10 protein-coding genes are annotated in these 21,813 nt (G+C 39.8%); 1 reads left to right on the top strand and 9 read right to left on the bottom strand.

The genetic code is table 11. The annotated features are described in order from the left end of the window. Positions 1-8 precede the first annotated feature (8 nt). The 8 genes from CJ305_RS12170 to CJ305_RS12135 all read right to left on the bottom strand — a co-directional run bounded on the left by CJ305_RS12170 (position 9) and on the right by CJ305_RS12135 (position 15,035). Positions 9-3,134, bottom strand: coding sequence for a glycoside hydrolase family 2 TIM barrel-domain containing protein (locus tag CJ305_RS12170; protein ID WP_099646553.1), 3,126 nt, complete (start codon positions 3,132-3,134; stop codon positions 9-11). Positions 3,135-3,140: 6 nt separating this feature from the next. After that, the gene (locus CJ305_RS12165; protein WP_099646552.1) at positions 3,141-4,457 is read right to left on the bottom strand and encodes a BNR repeat-containing protein; all 1,317 of its coding nucleotides are present in this window, start codon (positions 4,455-4,457) and stop codon (positions 3,141-3,143) included. Between the two features lie 262 nt (positions 4,458-4,719). Beyond that, entirely contained in the window at positions 4,720-5,925 is a 1,206-nt protein-coding gene (locus CJ305_RS12160) for a hypothetical protein (RefSeq protein WP_099646551.1), read from the bottom strand. A gap of 127 nt (positions 5,926-6,052) precedes the next feature. Beyond that, positions 6,053-7,267 (bottom strand): DUF4998 domain-containing protein, encoded by a 1,215-nt coding sequence (locus CJ305_RS12155; protein ID WP_223248870.1) that lies wholly within the window; start codon positions 7,265-7,267, stop codon positions 6,053-6,055. 19 nt (positions 7,268-7,286) lie between these two features. Further along, the gene (locus CJ305_RS12150; protein ID WP_099646550.1) at positions 7,287-8,504 is read right to left on the bottom strand and encodes a DUF4959 domain-containing protein; all 1,218 of its coding nucleotides are present in this window, start codon (positions 8,502-8,504) and stop codon (positions 7,287-7,289) included. A gap of 16 nt (positions 8,505-8,520) precedes the next feature. Next, positions 8,521-10,488 carry a RagB/SusD family nutrient uptake outer membrane protein gene (locus tag CJ305_RS12145; protein WP_189319439.1) on the bottom strand — a complete coding sequence of 656 codons (1,968 nt, stop codon included), beginning with the start codon at positions 10,486-10,488 and terminating at the stop codon, positions 8,521-8,523. A gap of 12 nt (positions 10,489-10,500) precedes the next feature. Continuing rightward, entirely contained in the window at positions 10,501-13,713 is a 3,213-nt protein-coding gene (locus tag CJ305_RS12140; protein WP_223248869.1) for a SusC/RagA family TonB-linked outer membrane protein, read from the bottom strand. Positions 13,714-13,871: 158 nt separating this feature from the next. Then, on the bottom strand, positions 13,872-15,035 hold the full coding sequence (locus tag CJ305_RS12135) for a glycoside hydrolase family 43 protein (protein ID WP_099646549.1): 1,164 nt from the start codon (positions 15,033-15,035) through the stop codon (positions 13,872-13,874). A gap of 226 nt (positions 15,036-15,261) precedes the next feature. Here CJ305_RS12135 and CJ305_RS12130 point away from each other — a divergent pair, with 226 nt between their 5' ends. After that, positions 15,262-19,362: a hybrid sensor histidine kinase/response regulator transcription factor gene (locus CJ305_RS12130; RefSeq protein ID WP_099646548.1), complete on the top strand. Its 4,101-nt coding sequence runs from the start codon at positions 15,262-15,264 to the stop codon at positions 19,360-19,362. A gap of 93 nt (positions 19,363-19,455) precedes the next feature. On the opposite strand, the gene CJ305_RS12125 is transcribed toward CJ305_RS12130, so the two are convergent. Beyond that, positions 19,456-21,642, bottom strand: a complete 2,187-nt coding sequence (locus CJ305_RS12125; protein ID WP_099646547.1) for a glycoside hydrolase family 43 protein — start codon at positions 21,640-21,642, stop codon at positions 19,456-19,458. Between the last annotated feature and the right edge of the window lie 171 nt (positions 21,643-21,813).

Raw genomic sequence — 21,813 nt, 5'->3', positions numbered from 1 at the left:
TGTAATTCTTATAATAATGAAATAATGTAACTGTAGCTGTAGTTTCCGTCTTCGAGTCTGTATTCTTTAAACGGATACTGCCCCCAGCTGTTAAGGCCACCCAAACCGCGTTGCTTTAAGTCTACGTGTAAAAAGACCTCATCCTGTACCGTAAGGTCTGTGGGATGTCTTTGATCTTTAGTCATACCCGGATCCAAATCTTCGGTAGAAATATTGAGTGCGCTAAATCCTAAAGGTTGTTTACCCACTATTTTGAGTCCGTTACCGGCATCATCAGTAAGCGTTAACCAGCGCGTATCAGTGTGATAACCCGATTCCTGAGGGCGGATGTACGTCCACGTAAATTGGTTGGCTACTTTATCTTTATAGGTGCCCATAAAGGCAGACTCTTTTCGGTCTGAATAATTCTCCCAGGGGCCACGACCGTAATACTCCAGATTGTCGTACTTTCCGTCCAGGATCATACGCATCCCGAAGCGGGGCATTTCAGGTGTTTCTTTTACCGAAGTATTCAGGTTTGTGTTTACAGTAATGCCATTAACTGCATCAATCAAATAGGTCACGGTGTAAGGCAATTCAACCCCGGCAAGCTGATAGGTGAATGTCACAGGTAAGCCATTATCTTCTTGCGTTCCTACCTCTGCTGACAGCAGTTGCGGATTTTCACTTGCTGTTTTCCAGGCCACTAATTTTCTAGGCATTCCGTTACCAAAGTCATTGTCGGTAGGAGCTCTCCAAAAATAAGGTTCGGGAAAGGTGTTAAGCACACTGCTTCCGTCTTTAAGCTGATACTGCTCTAATTTTCCGGCTTTCAGGTCAAGAACACCTTGAGTTTTAGCCGTGCTGAAAACCAAAAGCGAGTCGCCCTGTACCTCATAAACCAGTTTATCTTTAGTCAGTGAATCTGCGTTTTGAGCAAAGAAATCTTTTTCGCCCAGCTGAAATTGCTCGCAGGCAAGTTCGTAACCCGCGGGAACTAATGCACTGCTGTCTTTTGTGAATGCGTGAACACTCAAGAAATATTCTGCGTCATCCGTCTCAGGAAGATTGAATGGCACAGTTTGAGACGTATTTGGCAAAGCCGAAACTTCAAAGCTTCCGGAATCGATTTGCTCACCATTTTTAAGCAACTTCCACTTAAAATTGAAGGCATCCAGATTGGTATAATTGTATTTGTTTTGGACCGTAAGCGTGTTTCCATCCAGATCAAACTCGATATTTTGATATACTTTTTTTACTTCCGCCAGCGAAGGATGCGGTACCCGGTCTGCAGTAACCAATCCGTTTGCGTTGAAGTTTTCATCGTTTTGCAGATTCTTTCCGCCTAAATCACCACCATAGGCCCAAAATTCGCGACCGTCTTCAGTCTCTGCCCGCAAGCCCTGGTCAACCCAATCCCAGATAAAACCACCCTGCATATGCGGGCTGCTGTCAATAATATCCCAATATGCTCTGAAGTTACCACTGCTGTTACCCATAGCGTGCGAGTACTCACACATAATAAACGGGCGGGTTACCGTATCATCTTCAGCATATTCTTTCATGTGGTTCATACCCGGATACATAGGCGCTACGATGTCGGTATTTCGGTTTTGACCGGCCTGCTCAAAGGAAACTACGCGGCTGGGGTCTGTCTCTTTTAACCAGTCGTAAGCATCATAAAATACAGGGCCGTTACCGCACTCATTACCCATAGACCAGATGATCACCGAAGTATGATTTTTGTTAAGCTGGTACATACGTTTGATACGATCTAAATGTGCAGGTGCCCATTCGGGTAAATACGCCGGATGCTTTGATTTATCAAAATTACCCTGCCATTCTGCGCCCATCGCGTGCGTTTCAATATTCGCTTCATCTACAATATAAAAACCGAATTCATCGGCCAGATCGTAAACTTCCTGCCCGTGAGGATAATGGCTCATACGCACCGCGTTTATGTTGTTACGCGCCATCAATTCAAAATCTTTGCGCGTCATCTCAAGATCGGGTACGTGACCATTATCAGGATGGTGCTCGTGCAGGTTTACACCGTGCACGGTAACTGCTTTACCGTTTACTAAAAGTTGTGCGTTTTTGATTTCGACTTTACGGAAACCCAGGCGTCCGGAAGTAGCAACCACGGGATTTCCTTTTTTGTCTTCGAGATTCAATACATAGGTGTAGAGATACGGAGTTTCGCCGCTCCACTTCTTAATATTAGGCAGGTCGCGTGAAAACTCAACCCTACCACCCTCAGCTGGTACGGCTTTCTTTTCTGCGAAAACTAAATTGCCATTTGCATCATAAACCGAAACACCAAGACGAGCTTTCTTGATATCTGATTTTCCGAAATCACGAATGTCGACAGTTGCGGAAAATTTTCCGTTTTTATAATTGGAATCGAGATCACCCAAAACCTTTACATCCCAGATGGTAGTTTTAGGCATCGCTTTAAGAGCTACCGAACGCTCAATCCCGCTAAGACGCCAGAAATCCTGATCTTCTAAATAGCTGCCATCGTGCCAGCGCGTTACCTGCACAGCAAGTTGGTTTTCACCGGACTTAATCAGATTTGTTATATCGAATTCTGCAGGAGTCTTAGAAGCTTTGGTCATCCCAGCTTCCTTTCCGTTTACATAAATACGTGCATAACCAGAGATGGAACCAAAACTCAACAACACCTCTTTATCTTCCCAATTTTCAGGAATAGCAAACGTAGTACGGTAGGTGCCCACCGGATTATAGTCGCCGTTGATAAAAGGCGGATTTTTTTCAAAGGGATAGGCTACGTTAGTGTAGATTGGAATGTCAAATCCTTCGGTCTCCCAGTTGGAAGGAACCGTGATCTGATCCCAACCGGCATCGTTAAAATCGGTTTTGTAAAAATCCTGCGGGCGTAGTCCCGGATTCTTGACAATATTGAATTTCCACTCCCCGTCAAGGCTTTTTTGCAAAGCAGACTGGGAATGGTCTAAGGTTAAGGCCTGAGACAGGTTTTCATATAAATGGAAAGACGCTCGCCCTTCTTCTTTATTTCGGTCTATGACCGTAGGATTCTCCCACTCATTGATTGCCTGCGAAAAACTAGTGTATGCCTGTACTAAGCACACCGATAAAAAAATGACTAGTCTTGATTTGTTGTTAATTTTCATAGGTTTTTATTCTTGTAATGTATTATACTCTAAAATCTTAACAGGTGTAGGCTTACTGTTTTGAAGCCCTTCGCCATCCACCTGATTCACCTTTTGCACAAATAGGTGAAGCTTTCCTGTTTTTTTAAATAATTCTTTGTCAAAATTGGGTTCCCAATCGCCAACAGATGCTTTAGTCAGATCAGTTAGCTTCCAGGATTCTTCTTTGTTTAAATCCCGCGAAGCGAGGACTATTTTTGATCCGCGCTCTGCATCACGAAAGAGCAGGTAAAGCCTCTTGCCCTGAGATTCATCGATAAAAATTTCAGGCCGCGAGATGGGTATTTTTTTTGTTCCGCCGCCGCCCAACTGAAAACCCGTTGTTCTGAATGCGGTATTTTCGGTTTGCCATTGACCTTCTTTGAGATAAACCACGTGAAATTGGGTTGCATCGTCCACATTCCAATAATTAGCAATGTAGGGATTACCCTGACTGTCAGTAGTCATCGCCGTCTGATTGATCAGCGAATTCTTTTGCGGAACGATCGCAGCATACTCTGCACTGCGCTGCGTAATGGGCAATTCATAAAGACTCCCGTCTGATTTTTTCCAGGTTTTACCGCCATCTTTTGACTGCGCGTAAGCGATATCGTGATTGGTCGAAACGTCCCAGCTTTCGCGCCACACCCAAGAAAGGTGAATGGTACCCTCCTGATCTACATAGGCCTGCCAATAGGCATTACGCTTATCTTCACCATCTATGAGATTGCTGTGCAGTGTAGTCCAGTTTTCGGTATCTAAATCATATCTGTTTAAAACTAAACTTCCGCTACCCGACTTCCCCGAGCGGTACATAAAGATTAAATCTCCTGAGGGCAAATTGTAGAACTGTGGATAAGAAACTTTGTTTTCGTCGAAACCGATCATCGGTTGCATTTCAGAAAGTTCAAGACCAAAAGGTTCTAAACTCCTAGCATAACGCAACGGATTGTCGTGGTGATCCCAGCTAACGTGCAAATAACCTTTTCCATCAACCGCAATACTAATCGCATTGTGTGCATCTTTTGCATTGCCTGTAAATCGCGTTTTATAAACCTCCCATTTGCCACGGGGCAGTTTACGTTTGGCCAGAATTACCCGTGCTTCGGCATCGTAATAGCCTGTAAATTGTATATTGGCATAGGTCGTAACCGCATTTTGCCTGAAGATTACCGTATTCACCGAATTGAAAGACCAGCCCTCGCCTACAACACTTTCTTTTGCAGTTTCGGCTAGAGGAACACCAGCGCAGCTGCCAAAAATGGCAAGCACAAGAATTGATGAAATGAGTAATCTGAAATTCATAAAAATTTTATAAATGTAATTAAAACATTTATAATTCTAGTAACCTACGTTCCTATCTTTAGTTGTAACGCCAGGTTCGTTTTTTCGAAAACGTAATAGCATTTATCCCCAGCTTACAAGTTTCCTAAAAAACAGGTGTTATTAGAGGGTATAAATTGACATATTAGGGGGGACGGGGTGGTCAAAACCTTGGATTATTGAATACAAGCTTACAATTTGCTCTTAAAGCTTGCTCTATGTAAACTCAGGTATATAAATAGCCTTAGTTGATGGGTAATCCATCAGCACGCATTCCTTGAATAATTAAGGTATTAATAATATATGTCATATCCTGACCATCATCTTCGTGAGCTCCGTTTATTCCAAACGGCCAAAAATGTAAACCGTCTCCTTTTATTGCTGCATCCTCATCCTGAATTAAAAGCTTTAAAATTTGATTTGCTCTTGAGCCCTGATAGATTCCGCCTTCAAGAAGTTCATTCCACTTAGAATGTGTCCCTACTCCTACCGTATGAGCCACCTCGTGCAGGGCTGTTCCAGTTTGTTGATAGGATTGATTAGAACCAAAACGGATCCAGCCATCAAAGTTAGCATCGGCAGTAGTCACACCAGGGACATAATTTACCCAGACGTGTTTTTTAATCGAAGTGAAATTGTTATAATAGTATTGCACTCTTTCGATAGCATTTTTCAACCTCACAAACACCGCATTGTTTTCATTGTATCCGTTTATAGTATACGTAAAGTCGCCAGAATTTATCGTTTCAAACGTTTCAGGTTCGCTATAAAAAACGTCATCATTATCTGTGACGGCATAAGCTTTAAAATAATAGGTTGTTTTTTCTTCGAGTTTGGTCATTCTGCTTAAATATTTAGCCTTCACCTCCTCCTGAACAACGACAAGATTCGTTTCAATATTTAAATCACCTGTTGTGCCGTAAACAATACCTACCTCCTTAATATTAGCGTCACCGGTTTCAATCAACGTGGTTTCAACCCATATATCATGAACCCCACTTACTTTGGTTTCACTTATCGCAAATTTGGGTACATCGGCATTAAGAGTTTTGAACGACAGTTCGTTACCATAAGCAATTCCTTTTGAATTTGTCGCAAATGCACGGACAAAGTAGGTTGTGTTATCTTCAAGATCAGAAAGGTTAATGTCATATTCGCCAGATCCTTTAAATGAATTAGGTGTAGCCCTATTATCTGAATAATCTGGACTAGGTGCCAGAGCATAACATATTCCACGCTCTTTAATTGTACTGCCTCCATCATCTTCAACCTTGGCTGATATTGTAGCCTTATAAGCATCTACATCTGAAACCTCATTAGTTTTAACAGTAGCTAAATTTAGCTCAACGACAGGATCCTCTTTAGGTTCTTCTTTAGCATCTTCCGGTGAGCAACTAAGACTCCACAACAGAATGCTAGTTGAAAAAAATATATATTTTAAATATTTCATTATAGTATGTATTGTATTTATCCTCAGTTTTAAGGTATCTCTTGCTTTGGAAATATGATTTTATTAACTGAATGTTTCATTAAATAAAAAGGGAAGATTAAGACCTCTTCCCTTTTAAATAATGTTTTTAGTTCTGTACGACAATATCCCAAGACATAATCTTCCAATAACTTTGATCAATAGTAAAATCTGTAACTATACCTACAGAAACTGTCATATCCTGATTTGCATCAAAATTTAATACATAATCGCCTGTTCCTGTAATTCGCTTATAGCCTAAAACAATTGGGTTATCTACGATATTATCAACGTCTGGTAAACCATCTCCATCAACAATTGCCAGGTAAACTTTAGTACCCGCCTCATTCAACTTGTTACCATTTCTTACAAAAACATTAAGCGCATAACTGGCTTCTTTGACTTCTACCTGTTGGTAGATTTTACCATTTCTAATAAGTGGTGAACCCCAGCTTTCCTGCCCCATTGCAGCTAGACCTTCATTATCGTCAAAACCGCCTACTGGTGGATTTCCAAAAGTTTTAGCGGCATCGTTGGTGGTCCAATCTGCAAGAGTTCCCCATCTGTTATTCGCTCCTACTTCACCTCCTCGTTTTACTGTGGCAAAAGGAGCCTTAGCATTTACCAGTATAGGCTTGGGAATTGGAGTAAACGAAATATAATCAGTATAAAAGGTATCGATAGCTGTCTCTTCAGGTAAAAACAAGGTCCTGTATTTATAGCTACTATTTACGACATAATCTGAAATTTCATACTCTTCTGAATCTATGGGAACAAAGATGGGCTCAGAGGCTCCATCCAATAGAACTTCGGTTCCAATAACACCTGTTGTAAGATCCATACTTGCGTATGAAATAGTTAATGTTCCACTAACCAAATCGTTTGCCAGGACTGGTCTATTAAACAAGGTATTTTGATACCGTTCTCCATATACCGCACCCGTTACATTAGATACTAAAGATTTATTACCTGCTGCGTCATACGTACGGATCTGAAAGTTGTAGATATTCTCCGGAATATCAGCAATCGTGACCTCAAGTGTATCAACACCACCACTTCGTGTTATCGGTACAGAAACAGAATCTCTCCCGTCGTTCCAAAAAACACGAAATTCAGTGATTTTTGGGTCAGCATCAATAATTCCCTGAAGCATAATTCTGTTTTTCCCTGAAAAGGATTTTAACGAATCTACTTTTTCAGTATAATTTATTTCACCTCCATCAGCAAATTTCTTGTAATCATCATACTCCTGATCTGAACATGACCAAAGAACTATAAAACAGCTTACGACCGCTGCGTATATATATAAGTTTAAATTTTTCATCTTGCTTTTCTCTTTAAGATTAAAATTTTGTGTTACCGTATACCTGAAGCTCAGATATACCCATAGAGTAAGTACCTGCCCAATTATCAATCATCTCTATACGGATGTAACGCATGGGACCGGCACTAGGGTCAACATCCCAACTAAACCCGGCGTTTGCAGTTTCAAAATCTTCACCGGTACTCTGGCCGTAAGGTAATCCGGATGGTTTAACTTCCTTGTAAGTCCCTAAAAGAGTCCATTTATCAAGGTCCCCGGTAGTTTCTAATTCTGCAGAACCGTAAATTTTGAATTCCTTCATACAAACGTTATAATAATAAGCCCTTCCGGTACCATTACCGCTATTGTAATATTCCGGGTAGTCCCATATAACTATTCGACTTAGCTTGGCAAGAACCCCAATATCAAAACTTGTTATGTGCGTATCAGCAATAAAATTACCCTGAGTTAAATAACAGCGAGGCCAATTAATAAAATCATTATCCCACATTCCGCTCTTTGGAGTAGAATTATGCCCGGGAGCATCATTGGGCAATCGCAAATCTCCATAGCTTGACTTAGGTATTGCCTGCTCAAATAATGGAGTAATTGAGGTAACCAGTGTGTCAGTATAATTGAGCCATCTGTCACGAATGGTAAATGCAAACTCTCTTGGTATCGTATCATAACCTCGTACTACGCGTCTAATATCATCAGTAGAAGTATAGATGCTATTAGGATCAGCTACATAGTCACCTTCTTCATTTTTGGTAAGAATTAAAATTGCCAGATCCTCCCGTACCGGATTATCAGCGTTTACAAAAATACCTCCAAACGCACTTCCTACGCTTAAACTTTCATAGACGTCGAATATTGGAGACCGTAAAGGCTTCACACTAAGCAATACGGGTTCTGATTCAACCTCGCTACGGTTTACAGCAACAACCTCAACATCTACCTCCTCATTACCACTAAAGCCTTGTAAAATCATAGAATTAGAATACAAAGATGATTTTACCTCCATCTCTCTTCCTGTGGGAAGCGTATAATTAGCTTTTACGTACAAAAGATCCGGATCTTTGGGAAGTGTAAAAGTCAACTTAACCTTACCCGGTAAGTTTTCCACATCAACATTGGATACGGGTGCCGGTGCAGTGCTATTAGATTCCAAAGGAACCTGCTCGACTTCTTCGGAGCAGCTTAGACCTATAGATAAGAGTATAAATAGGACTACTGATTTTAAAATTAATGTTCTCATAGTTTCAATTTTTAAATTACCAACCTGGGTTTTGAACCAGATTTGTGTTACGGATTAAAGACGTTTCACTAAGTGGCCAGAAATAATCACGAGGTGAAATAAAGTTTTGTAGATGAATGGTGCGTATTTGATAGTAAGATGCTTCGTCATCACCTTTAATATTCCAACCCTGCACATTATCGTTAAATTCCTGAACCGCGCGTTTCCAGCGAAGAAGATCCCAATATCGTTGTCCTTCAAAAGCCAATTCTATCATACGCTCCTGTTGTATAATACTTCTTAAACCTTCTTGAGTTGTTGGCTTATTTGGATTGTTAGAATGGGCTGCCCAGGACTCTACAACACCATCTAAACCAGCACGTTCTCGTATTTGATCTAAGTAGGAATAAACTTCTTGTGAAGGTCCTGACACTTCATTAAGAGCTTCTGCATAGAGCAAATATAAATCTGCAAGACGCATTTCGGGCCAGGCATAGGTCTCAAAGGTTCCACCATCATTACTAAATGTCATTCTCCAATTCACCAGTTTTTTACAGTAATACCCGGTCTCGTTAAAAAAGAATGGATGATCACTTCCTGAATAGTCCCCGAATTTACCTTCTATGTGCCATTTGGTTTCATCTCCCAAAGCATCACGCTTATACCACATACTTCCATCAAAACCCAAGTCTGCATAAAAACGAGGTTCCCGGTCAAAATTTAATCTTGAAGTGCGGTATCCTTCTTCTATATTATAACGCTCATCAGGTTGAGCTTCTCTCAACTCAAGGATATCGTTAAAATCGTAAGCTTTATCTTCCGTGATTGGCACTCCATTATCAGTATAAAATAATTTTGCCATCGTAATGGTAGGTGAAATTACTTTACGTGCCACCCGGGTATTATGACCAACCTCGAGAGGTGCCATAGCACTGGCCTGAAGGCCGTCTGCGCCATTTGTAAGACTCTGAGTATTAGGCCAAATAATTTCCAGGCTTTCAGGGTCTGTGATTGCATTACGAATGCTCAACTTGGTAACAGTCGTATCTGTAAGATCAAATCCCGTTAAAGCCTCATTGAACTCATACAATCTTAGTCCTGCAGCTTCAGCTGCATCAATGGCTTCTTTTGCTGCATCAGCCGCAATTTGCCATTTATTAGCTTCAAAAGTGGTATTATATAAAGGTGTACCATCGTTATTAATTACTACCGAAAGATCTGGGTTACCATTGTATAATGGACTGGCGGCAGTTACCAAAACCCGTGCTTTTAATGATCTTGCAATAACCGAGGTTATGCGACCATATTCTGTATTGATATCTGCGATCACCGGTGGTAATACTGCAGCGGCTTCATCCAGAAGTTCTACTATATAATTAATTCCCTCATCATAAGGATCACGCGGTAAATCAAATGCAGGTGTTGGAGCATCTACAGAAACGTTTTCTTTGATAATAGGTATCGCCCCGTAATGCCGCATTAAATAAAAATGATAATAGGCCTTTAAGAACTTAGCTTCTGCAATCCAGCGTTCCCGCTCAGTATCTGTAATATCAGGTACATTGTTAGGATCAGACATATTCTCAATAAAAATATTACAGTGTCTGATACCATCCCAGATTTCAGAGCCGTCAAAAGGTAAACCTCCCTGATACTCTCCCTGCCATACATCATAATATGGGTTTGCAACACGTTGCCTTCCTAATGCTATCTCTAATGCAAAGTAATCCCCGTTTTCACGGTTGTCTGGTACCCACATTTCATCACCGGCAAGAAAGGCCGCGTTTCTACGCAAATCTCCTAACCTTGGCATATATGAGTAACAGGTAAATAAGTACTTTTCAGCTTCCTGTCTCAAATTAAAAATTTTATCAACAGTAGCCAGACCATCAGGAACTACATCCAGATAATCATCCTGGCAGGCATTATAAATCATCACAAAGGGTAGTGCCAGTACCAGCACTAACTTTCGCTTAAAAGATTTTTTAAATAGTATATTTTTCATATTTAAGTTTTTTTAAAAGTCAAATTGAACACCTAAGTTGTAAGTAGATTGAATAGGATATCCTAAACCATTTCCTCCCATTTCAGGATCCCAAAGCTTAAAGCTGCTCCAAACGGCCAGGTTGATTCCACTCGCATAAACACGTAAAGAGCGTAAGCCTAAGGATTCTGTAAGGCGCTCTGAAGCACGATAGCCAAACTCAAGATTCTTAAGTCTTAAGAAATCATTGTTTTGCAGCCACCAGGATGAACTCTGCACATTATTCTCAATTACTGTTGAGCTTAGGCGAGGCCAAAATGCATATAGGTCTCTGTTGTCTTCAGACCAGTAGCTGTCTGCAATGATTTTAAGCAAGCCATTTTGTCTACCAGTGTTATCACCCGTACCCAAAACAAATGGTGAAATAGCTCTGGGATCGATTTGAAAAGAGGACCGGGCAGATCCCTGAAAGAAAATACTTAAGTCAAAATCTTTATATCCAACAGTGCCTCCAAAACCATAGATTAATTCAGGTGTAGTTGGTAAACCAATAGGTACGCGGTCTAAAGGTGTAATCACGCCATCGCCATTTACATCACGATACTTAATATCTCCACCGGTATATTGACCAAATTGTGCTGGTGAATTATTTACTTCTTCCTGATCTGTAAATAAACGCTCAGCAAGATACCCGTACATTTGAGATGCATTATTACCTACCTGAGAGAGGTAACTTAAATCATCGGGATAGTTGAGCTCATTAGTCTGTTTAACCTCATTAGTCGCAAAAGTTAACGTAGCTCTTGCCTGTGTCCACCACTCCTGATTTATTTGCCTGTTATAATCTAAAGATAAATCAATACCCTTTGACTCAAGCTCTGCAAAATTTACTTGAGGCTGTGCGGTTAGACCTATTACATCCCCAATTTCGGTACGTCTTTGAAGTATATTTGAACGGTTTTGTTGATAAATCTCTGCAGTAATATTTAAATCCCTCCATAAACCAATGTCTATACCAAAATTGTATTGCTCCGAAATCTCCCAACCAATATTTGGATTTGCATAACGATCTATCGATATACCCGGGCGGTAGTAATTATAATCCTGACCGAACAGAGCTCCAAATCCTCCGTTATTCGCATTTACTCTTGATAAATAAAAGAATCTATCCTCATCTGCATTTCCAATTTCGTCGTTTCCGGCCTTACCGTAGGTAAATCGCAACTTGAGATTGGTCACAGTTTCTTTCCATTTTTCAAAAAAAGCTTCATTTGAAACTACATAGCTTACACCAAATGAAGGGAAAAAACCATATCTGTTGCTGCGATCAAAACGCTCTGAACCGTTATACCCAAAGCTAAATTCGGCAATATACCTTCTATCAAAAGCATAGGTAAACCTTCCAGAAAAAGTATGGTTACGATATTGTAACGATTGCTGAAGGTTATCATATTCCGTAGTCTCATAACTTTGTAAAACATTGATTAGAAAACCCGAAACCACATGCTTTTCAGCAAATGTTTTATCATAATTAAGTGTAAACTGGTTGTAAATTCTGGAATTTGAAACATTCCCGCCTCCGGCAAGATTTAAAAATTCAGTTCCGGGGGTGCCTATGGAGGCCTGAGTACCGTCATTTAGTACTCTTAACATTATACTGTTATCAACCGGATTACGGGAAGCCTGATAGTAAAAAGGATTATAGGCTCTACTTATTGAATAGGAATTATAACGTCTTATATAATTCATAGTTCCTAGTTTAAGCCCTTTAGTAATAAAGTCAAGTTTTTGATCAATTGCAAGTTGTGCCTGTACCGTTGAGTTCTTGGTAGTACGATACCCTCTAACCATCTCTGCATATGGATTTCTATATAGAGCATTACTTGACAATGACAAGGGAGCATTACCAAATAAAGGATGCTCTGCTATAGGATAAAATTCTGAAGGAAAGATTGCTGGAAATGCTACCGGGTTTGCATTTACCGTTGAAGCAATGATGTCTCCACCTTGAGCGATTGGACCATTATAGTCGTCAAACTGACCGTAGATATTAACTGTTGCGAAAGTCGTTGGTGTTAAATCTATGTCCAATTTACTTCTAAGCGAATAATTTTGGAGTTTAATATTACTGTTAAAGTTATTTATGGGATTAACATCCAAAATTCCATTATCAACATTGTAAGTTCCTGAAACATAATAGCGCGCACGTTCTGAGCCTCCACTGGCACTAATATTAAAACTTTGGTTAACGGTATAGTCTTTTAGGATTTGATCTATCCAATTATTGCTGGGGTACAAATATGGATTATCTCCTGCCGCTGTACGATCAATTTTAATTTGCGAATAAGGCAATGCCGCCAGAGGATCACGCGTAAGTGCAGCCTCATTTGCCAGATTCATATAGGTAATATTATCTGCAAACTGAAAATTATCAGTATTAGTTGAAATTCGCGATGCTGCACGTGCACTAAATTTTGCCTTACCGGCTTTACCACTTTTTGTGGTAATGAGAATCACGCCATTTGCACCACGCGCTCCATAAACTGAAGCAGCTGCCGCATCTTTTAAGACTGAAAAGGTGTCTATATCGTCTGGTTGCAAACGAGCAAGATCAGTGGGCGTAGATTCAATATTATCAATTAATATGAGGGGATTACGCTTACCACTCCCAAAAGTACTCAAACCCCGAATAAAGAAGTCAGAGTTATCTGCCCCCGGCTCACCAGACCGCTGAAAAGAAATCATTCCCGGTACGCGACCCGCGATCATATTAGTAAGGTTATTGGTAGGTCCTTTTAGTTCTGCGGGGTTGATAGTTGCGATAGAACTTACCTGACTTTCTTTAAGCTGCTTACCTCCAAAGGCTATTACAACGGTTTCTTCCAATGATTCTGAGCTAAGACTCAGAGTTACATTTATACTTTCCTGGTCTGAAACCAATACTTCCTTCGTTTCAAAACCTACGAACGAAAAAACCAGGGTAGCCCCCGGAGCGACCCGAATAGAATAATTTCCATCAAAATCTGTAGCAGTACCATTATTAGTTCCTTTTTCAACAACCGTAACCCCGATAAGAGGTTGATTGTTATCACTGTCGTCATATACAGTACCGGTAACCACTTTCTGCAACGCCACGTCTTCAGAATTATCAAGTCTTAAGGCATATGTATTTAGACTCAATGTGCAACTCAAAACCAGCAGCATCAAAGAATAGGCTCTTTTAATATTAAGAATATTATGTTTCATAATTATTGTTCTAATCTTAAGGTAGTTTTTATCAATAGTTTCATAGTTTACAGTTGGGTTGCTTTAAAAGGCAAAGACTTAAGTCGTCTGGTTTGATCATAGTTTAATAGTTTTAATTATTGATTACTGGTTTACGATATCGATTGAGGTATCGCATTTTATTTTCCACCTAATTCATTTTCAGTTGAATAGCTTTTTTCGTTAAAATTCCATTCATCAGTCCATTTTATTTCAGGGTTTCCTTCATTATTTATAATTACTGGCAACCACACATACCTTCCATCCTGATGATTTTTGGGGTTCCAGCGATCAGCCATAAAAATGAAAGTATCTTTTCTATCTTCTACAGGCAACACATAAGTGCTTTGCGAATTAAATGTAACTTCAGCCCCTTTTCCTTTTGCCGGGTTGCCAAGACTTTGCCAGGGACCAAGCATTGATCTTGCCCGGAAAGAACGGGCAGCGTTAGGGTCCCAACCAGTCAAGCCCGAAGTAATCATATAATAATAATCGCCATTTTTAAAGACAGCAGGAGCCTCGTTTTGTCCACCAGGCTGCACCCGAACCCAGGTGTCAGTAAAGTCTAGATAATCTTCTGTCAAGAGTGATATATGCAGCGTTTGATTCTCTTCTGAAGAGTGTATGTGATACGCTTTCCCATCATCGTCAACAAAAACAGTCATATCTCTTGACATTTGCCCTTCTTCAAAGTCTCTGCGAACGTATAGACCATTTACAAGAGCTTCTGACCATTTTTTTGTCCACCACTTATAGGACGATTCGTTAGAATTTGTCTTTTTCTGTTGAGAATTAAAATTTTGTGGCCACACACCTGCATTCGGTCTGTACGATTTTAAATACCTGAAAGGTCCAACGGGTGAATCACTGACTGCCACCCCTGTTCTCGCTGCCTCGTATCCTTTTCCTTTAAGTTCAAGATGAAACCACAGCACATATTTTCCGGTTTTCTCATTATAAATAACTTTAGGTCTCTCAATGACTGAGCCTCTAGTAATTTCAGAAGATGCTTCTTTACTTACCTCAAGGGCAACACCTTCATTTTTCCAATTAAGCAGATCTTTTGAGCTATAAACGCGAACACCTACTTCAGCTAAACTATTACGACTCTTGTGCTCGCCATACCAGTAGTAAACCCCTTTCTCGTAGTAAAAACCAGCCCCATGAGCATTTATAGTATCTCCTTGCATATCATACCATACCTTTCCGGGAAGAAAGGAAGTATTCTTAATATTTTGCTGGGCATTAGTCAATGCGCTAATTGCAAAAGCTACCAATAAGAAATAAACACTTTTAATATGCATTAAGGATACTATTTCTAAAATGATTGTTTTAAGACTTGCCTGAGATTTTCTTTTTTAATAAATCTTTAGCAATTTCACATTTACAAGTTTCCCAATATTATGTGAAGTCTTACGGGGGTGGCTGGGGAAATCTTAGGGGGTATACTGTTCAAAAGCCCGATAATACAACGGTTTACCAAACTAAAGTCTTATTTTTAATAACAATTCACAATTTAGAAGTCACAAGATGTTAACTAAAAATTCTGTTAAGACATTATTTATATTTCAATTGTTTGGTTTGATCCTATTTGGTCAAAATCAAACTACTAAACAGGAACGTTTATCCAATAAGCTAACCTTTTATACTATTGATACAGACTTCGGTTTATCAAACAATCAGGTCAAATCTATTGAAGAGGACAAACTTGGTTTTATATGGGTGGGGACATCAGACGGCATTAACAGATATGACGGGAATCAATTTAAAGTATTCAGACAGGAAACTTCTAATCTAACTAACAACTATATTCAACAAATAAGGAGGTGTGAAAATGGTTCGCTATTTGTTGCAACAGATGGTGGGCTAAATATTTTTAATCCGCGTACCGAAGAATTTTCATTTTTCCAATCCGATCTCGCTTATATATCAAATAGCATTAATTCAGTATTACAACTTAAGGACAACAAATTGCTTGTTGGAGCCTATGATGAAGGATTACATATCTTTAAAAACAATAAAAGTGTTGGTTTTTATTCCCATCAGTCAGAGCATTTAAATTCGCTTTCATCAAACAAAATATCATGTTTAACAAATCAAAATGATAGTATAGTCTGGATAGGAACCTTTGATAACGGTTTAAATAAACTTAATATCAAAAGAAAAGAAGTTATTCGATATCCCTATAAAAACAAAGATGAAGCCATTATAAATGCGGTTTTAGTTGATCAAAAGAATAATGTATGGGTAGGAACACACTCGGGACTTAAAGTATTTACGGCTACTGGAAAAGAATTTCATTTAGGCCAACAAAAGACAACAAGAGGGTTGAGTGACGATGTAGTTCTATCTCTCGAAGAAGATGATTTTGGTCAAATCTGGATTGGCACTCAATACGGTGGCTTAAATATTTTAGACCGTGAAAGTCTTTTTGATAATCCTGAAAAACCCTCCATTAAATGGTATCTACCTAAAGAAAATAACTCAAGTGTCTCTGACGCAACAATATCAGCGCTTTATAAGGATTCTTCCGGCAATATGTGGATTGGAACCAGTGCCGGTTTAAATTTTGTTGATCCAAGCGGTGAAGCATTGACTTTAATAAGCAATGATTTGTATAACTCTGAACGAATTGCGCATAACCGTGTATTTGCAATTGAAGAATTATCTGAAAACAAACTTATTTTGGGTACTGACGGTGGAGGCATTGACCTATATGATCTCAAAAGCGGAAATTTTGACTACGGAGTTTACTCCTCGAGCAACAAACTTTCTACAAACTATATAAATACTATTTATAAAGACAGCAAAGATAGATTATGGATCGGCACTTATAAGGGTGGTATTACCTGTGTTGATTTGAAAACTCAAAAATGGTCTTATTATTTGCAAGGAAGTATAGGCAAGGGAAGTGATGTAAGATCAATATTTGAGAATAAAGAGGGACAACTTTGGGTTGGAACAAACCGCGATGGCTTTTTTAAATATTCCGAGAGTAAAAAAGACTTTATCAATGAAGAGCCTTTGGAGAAAGCCTTTGGAAAAATTGATGTGCGTGATATTACTGAGGATTCAAAAGGAACCTTATGGTTAGCAACTTATGGTAATGGTATTCTGAGTTATGATCTGGAAGATCAAAGTGCTTATTCCTATCACACCAATAATCTTGAAAATTTACGTGGTAACGTCGTTTACAGTATTACTGTTTTAACAACCGGAGAAGTCGTAGCAGGAACCAAGCACGGAGGACTAATTCGCTTCAATCCTAATTCGACAAAAGCAATCAGTATTACAGAGACAGAGGGATTGAGCAACAATACGGTAAATAGCATAATTAATTGGGATGATAATTATCTCTGGTTAGCTACCGATAAGGGAATCAATAAATACAATATTGAAACCAATACTATTGAAACTATAAACTTGCCCAAAAGTTTTCAAATAACGGAATTCAATCTCGGCGCAATTTTAAAATCATCCTCCAATAAACTCTTTCTGGGAAGTAATAGAGGAATATTTGAGTTTAATCCAGAAGCTCTGGATCAAAATAGTTCTGCCGGGCCAATTGTTCTGGAAGACCTATTAATTTTTAATGAGTCTGTACCCATATCAGGAGAAGACGACAAAGGAATTTTGAGCAGCTCTATGCTGTATAAAAAGCAAATAAATATTCCATATGACAAGACGATATTTTCAATTGATTTTACAAGCCTTAGCTTTCCCTTTTCAGAAAATATCACCTACTCCTATATTCTTGAAGGTTTTAATGAAAATTGGATTGATCTTAAAAATGCGAATAGGATTAATTTTAGTAACATCCCGCCAGGGAAATATACTTTAAAAATCAAACAGAATAATCTGCCTAATGCCACAGATTTAAAAACTCTAGATATTAATATTTTGCCTCCGTTCTGGCGAACACTACCCGCGTATCTGTTCTATTTAGCTGTGATTATTATACTGGTTGTTAGTGGGCTCAAATACTACTCCGAACGCATCCACCTTAAAAACTCGCTGCTCTTTGAACAAAAACAGCGCAAACTTGAGCACGAACTCAATGAAGAGCGTATTCGATTTTATACCGGGTTTTCGCACGAACTTAAAACCCCGCTTACCCTTATTTTAGCTCCGCTCGAAACCTTGCTCGATGAGATTGTTCATAAACGACACCGCAAAAGCCTTAAGCTCATACGACGTAATGCAGATAACCTGCTCAGTTTTATAAATAAACTGTTAGAATTCAGGAAAAGCGAAGAAGGCCTAAGTAAACTGGAAATTAATGAATACAATCTGAGCAAAAACCTCTCTCAGTGGCTCTCGGGATACGAACCGGTTGTAAAGAAAAAAAACATCAACCTGATGGTCACTATGCCTCAGAAAACAATAAAGGTGTATTGTGATCTTGAGAAAATACACGTGATCGTAAACAATTTGATTTCAAACGCTATAAAATACACGCCCGATGGTGGTAAAATCAATGTCATTCTGGAAGTTGATGAATCGTATGTCAATATTGTGGTATCAGATACCGGAAGTGGAATCAAAACCAGTGACCTCAACCACATTTTTGAATGGTACTATCAATCGGAGAACAAGTTTAAAAAAGACGGCACAGGTATAGGTCTTGCGCTTTCCAGAAGATTTGCACATCTGCATAAGGGCTTTCTTGAGGTAGAAAGCAAAGCCAATCAGGGCAGCACCTTTACGCTAAAAATACCGAACGACGACACCTTACTTGATGCCTATCTTCAGCTCGAAGAGCGGCCTCAGATCAATAAAAAAGAGGTTGAAAAACGGATTAGTGATTCAGAGCCTGTTAATCCTGAACCCAAGGCAAACAGCGTTTATCTTAAAGCAGAAAGCTCCCGCAAACTGGTTTTGCTCGTAGACGACAACCCAGATATTCTTGAGTTTTTAGAAAGTGCGCTTGGTTCAGAATACGACCTCATTCAGGCGGAAGATGGAGAGGAAGGCATAAACCTGGCAACAAAATATATCCCAGATTTGATTATCAGCGATGTAATGATGCCCGTAAAGAGCGGCCTTGATCTCTGTCAATTTATCAAAAACAAAAAGGAGACCTCACACATTCCGGTGATTTTACTGTCTGCGAAAAGCAATTATGAGACTATTGAGACGGGTTATGACGAGGGAGCTGATGATTACATCGTAAAGCCTTTTAATGTTCAGGTGCTGCGAGCCCGGGTTAAAAACCTGATTGAAAGTCGGGAATTTCTGCTTCAAAAAGTTCAGGACTCCCAATCTGAGGTATCAGATAATCAGGAGGATTCCAAAATTCTCGAAAATGAAAAGAGATTCCTGGCCGAATTAAAACAACTCATTTTTGAGCAAACCCAGGAAGGGGATCTAAGCGTAGAGACTATTGCAGAACATATTGGGATGAGCAGATCTTCCCTCTACCGCAAGGTTAAAGCCATTACTGGTCAAAGTATCAATGAGTACATTAGAGACATCAGGCTTGAGAAAGCGGCTTACCTCATCGAAAAGGAAAATTTTACCGTATCGCAGGCAGCTTACGAAGTTGGTTTTGGCGATGCCAAATACTTCCGAAAAATCTTTAAGGAGAAATTTGGTAGAACACCTTCTGCCTTCAAACAGAATCCGCTTTAAATTGCTGTTTGTAGCACGTATAATTTTTGAATTAAAAAGCCGTCGTTATCAAAGTAACGAGGGCTTTTAAGTATAGTATTTTTTGATGCTCTGTTATCTCGGAAGACTTACCGGCTCAATTCCCTGAAGCGTTGGCTTTACAGGAACTATTGACCCGTCTTCCGCAAAAGTAAGTTTGTCTATAGACACTTCTCTGTTAAAACCTGCCGGACTTCCCATCGCGATCCCCTTAGGACGCGTAAAACGATGGTAAACAATATACCAGTCGTCAGTGCCCGGTACATTGATTACCGAATTATGCCCGGTACCATAAATTTCCTGTTCTTCATCTTTCATAATGACCAGATTGTCATCGGGAATATTTAAAGGTCCTAACGGACTATCGGCAGTGGCATAGCGCACCCGGTAATTAGGGCTTCGGGTGTCGTCTTCAGACCACATAAAATAGTATTTTCCGTTTCTAAAGAATACTTCGGTACCCTCACGATAGGTACCATCAGGGGTCATTTCGGTGATGGTTTCTTCCTTCATAGAACGCATATCGTCATTCAGTTCGGCTCCTGCCATATACCCATTTCCCCAATAGAAATAGCTTTTTCCGCTTTGTGGATCGTAAAAAACATCAGGATCTATGATTTGACCTCCTCCCCTTTTGATGGCTTCAGGTTTTTCGCCTACAAAAGCCTCACCCAGATCTTTGTAAGGTCCTGCAGGATCATCAGCTACAGCCAGACCTATTTGTTGAGCTGCCGAAAAGTAGTAGAAATACTGATATTTCCCATCAATCTTTCGCTCTGCGATACAGGGCGCCCAGGCATTGCGATTCGCCCAGCTCACATCTTTAGTCAAATCGAGGATTACGCCTTCATCTTTCCAGTTTATTAAATCTGTAGATGAAAAAGTCTTGAAGTATTTACCAGACCAGCCGTCAAACCCATCGCTGGTAGGATACAGGTAAAATTTTTGGTCTTTGTTAGAATAAATGATTTCGGGATCTGCGTAGTATCCATTCAAAACAGGATTTCCGGCTATTTCAGCTTCCACTGCATAGGTTGTTGTAGTACCATCGGGAAGGCTGAGCGTATAGGAAACCGGAGCGTTTTCAAAATTCTGACCGCTCTTCTGTTCTACCTGAACTCCCGGAAATGCTAATAATTTAGGATCGAAATCAGTCAGGCTTGTACCCGGATACACCGGAAGGTAAATCGTCTTATCCGTTGCATCGGCTTTGACATTTTGGGTGCGAACGCTCGAATTAGCTGCGCCTACTAAAAGCGGTAAGTCTTTAGATGGAAAAGCCTTGAGTAAACGAGTGGCTTCTGCTTCAGTTACCGGAATTATGGTCCCGTGACGGGGGTGAAAATTCATGGAAATTTCGGCTGCGCCCAAAGCCGTAAAGTTTTTGAGGTCTGTACTCTCTGCAAACTGGTACTCGCCGTCTATGTACATATCATAAAGCAAAATGTACGTATTGCTGTTTATCATTTTAAAAACGGAAGAACCCTCAACGGCCTTTTCGGTCTGGTCTACGTAGCCCTCAACAGGCACATAACCGTCCGTAAGACTGTCTGATACTGCAACCCGAATACCTTTGGTCGCGGTGCCTTCGGTTTTGTAAAACATATAAAATTGACCGCCTTTTTTGATGATATCGGCATCAATACAGGATTTTTCATCGGGACTGTAAAAAAGTTGTTTGGGAGTGCTTTCCAAAGCCGTAAAATCAGCATTGGCATAGGCGTAGTAAATCTTGTCATAGCTACCCGGCTGTAGCATCGAGAAATATACCATATATTTTCCGGCTTTTTCGTCATAAATGGTTTGAGGAGCCCAGGCACGGGTAATGTCTGAAAATTCAGGAAAGACCTCTGCCAGATTGATTTTACTCGATTCCCAGGTAACCAAATCACTGGATTTTGCCAGAATGATTTCGGTATTGCTCCAGCCATTTTGGGTTTTAAGATCGGTAAGTACCATATAAAACATACCATCCTCACCACGCAAAATATGCGGATCGCGCACCCCTCCCGTATTGCTTATCGCATCAGTAGCTACAATGGGTTTATCATCATTAAGCGCATAATAATCGAGGCCATTGCGACTTAAGGCATAATGCACGGCCTCTTCGCCCGGGCCATTACCGGTAAAGTAGACAAAAAGGTAAGCCGACTTAGCCTGTTCATTGACCGACTCATTTATTCCGGAAGTTTTGCAGGAAGTAATGCCCGTTAGGACCAGAAGAAAACTTAGCGTAAATAATCTGAAAGAATTGAAAATCATAATAAAGCGTTTGAATAATGTGCTGAAAAACAAATTAACTAAAAATAAATGTATTTTTTACATTTTAAAATAAAATTTTGTCTTTTCCTTCTGATTACGCCTAAAAAGTTAGGGTTAAACGCTTAAAATAAAAACCCGATTTTACATTTACCAACGTTGTAGTTCACTCAT

The sequence above is a fragment of the Leeuwenhoekiella nanhaiensis genome (assembly GCF_002744755.1).
Lineage (GTDB): Bacteria > Bacteroidota > Bacteroidia > Flavobacteriales > Flavobacteriaceae > Leeuwenhoekiella > Leeuwenhoekiella nanhaiensis.
Note: the sequence above shows the minus strand (reverse complement) of the source record. Positions and strands in the feature narration are given on the sequence as shown.

Bases quoted from the DNA above. Each gene is read 5' to 3' on its own strand.
- CJ305_RS12170 (WP_099646553.1), bottom strand. From the start codon at position 3,134: ATGAAAATTAACAACAAATCAAGACTAGTCATTTTTTTATCGGTGTGC.
- CJ305_RS12165 (WP_099646552.1), bottom strand. From the start codon at position 4,457: ATGAATTTCAGATTACTCATTTCATCAATTCTTGTGCTTGCCATTTTT.
- CJ305_RS12160 (WP_099646551.1), bottom strand. From the start codon at position 5,925: ATGAAATATTTAAAATATATATTTTTTTCAACTAGCATTCTGTTGTGG.
- CJ305_RS12155 (WP_223248870.1), bottom strand. From the start codon at position 7,267: ATGAAAAATTTAAACTTATATATATACGCAGCGGTCGTAAGCTGTTTT.
- CJ305_RS12150 (WP_099646550.1), bottom strand. From the start codon at position 8,504: ATGAGAACATTAATTTTAAAATCAGTAGTCCTATTTATACTCTTATCT.
- CJ305_RS12145 (WP_189319439.1), bottom strand. From the start codon at position 10,488: ATGAAAAATATACTATTTAAAAAATCTTTTAAGCGAAAGTTAGTGCTG.
- CJ305_RS12140 (WP_223248869.1), bottom strand. From the start codon at position 13,713: ATGAAACATAATATTCTTAATATTAAAAGAGCCTATTCTTTGATGCTG.
- CJ305_RS12135 (WP_099646549.1), bottom strand. From the start codon at position 15,035: ATGCATATTAAAAGTGTTTATTTCTTATTGGTAGCTTTTGCAATTAGC.
- CJ305_RS12130 (WP_099646548.1), top strand. From the start codon at position 15,262: ATGTTAACTAAAAATTCTGTTAAGACATTATTTATATTTCAATTGTTT.
- CJ305_RS12125 (WP_099646547.1), bottom strand. From the start codon at position 21,642: ATGATTTTCAATTCTTTCAGATTATTTACGCTAAGTTTTCTTCTGGTC.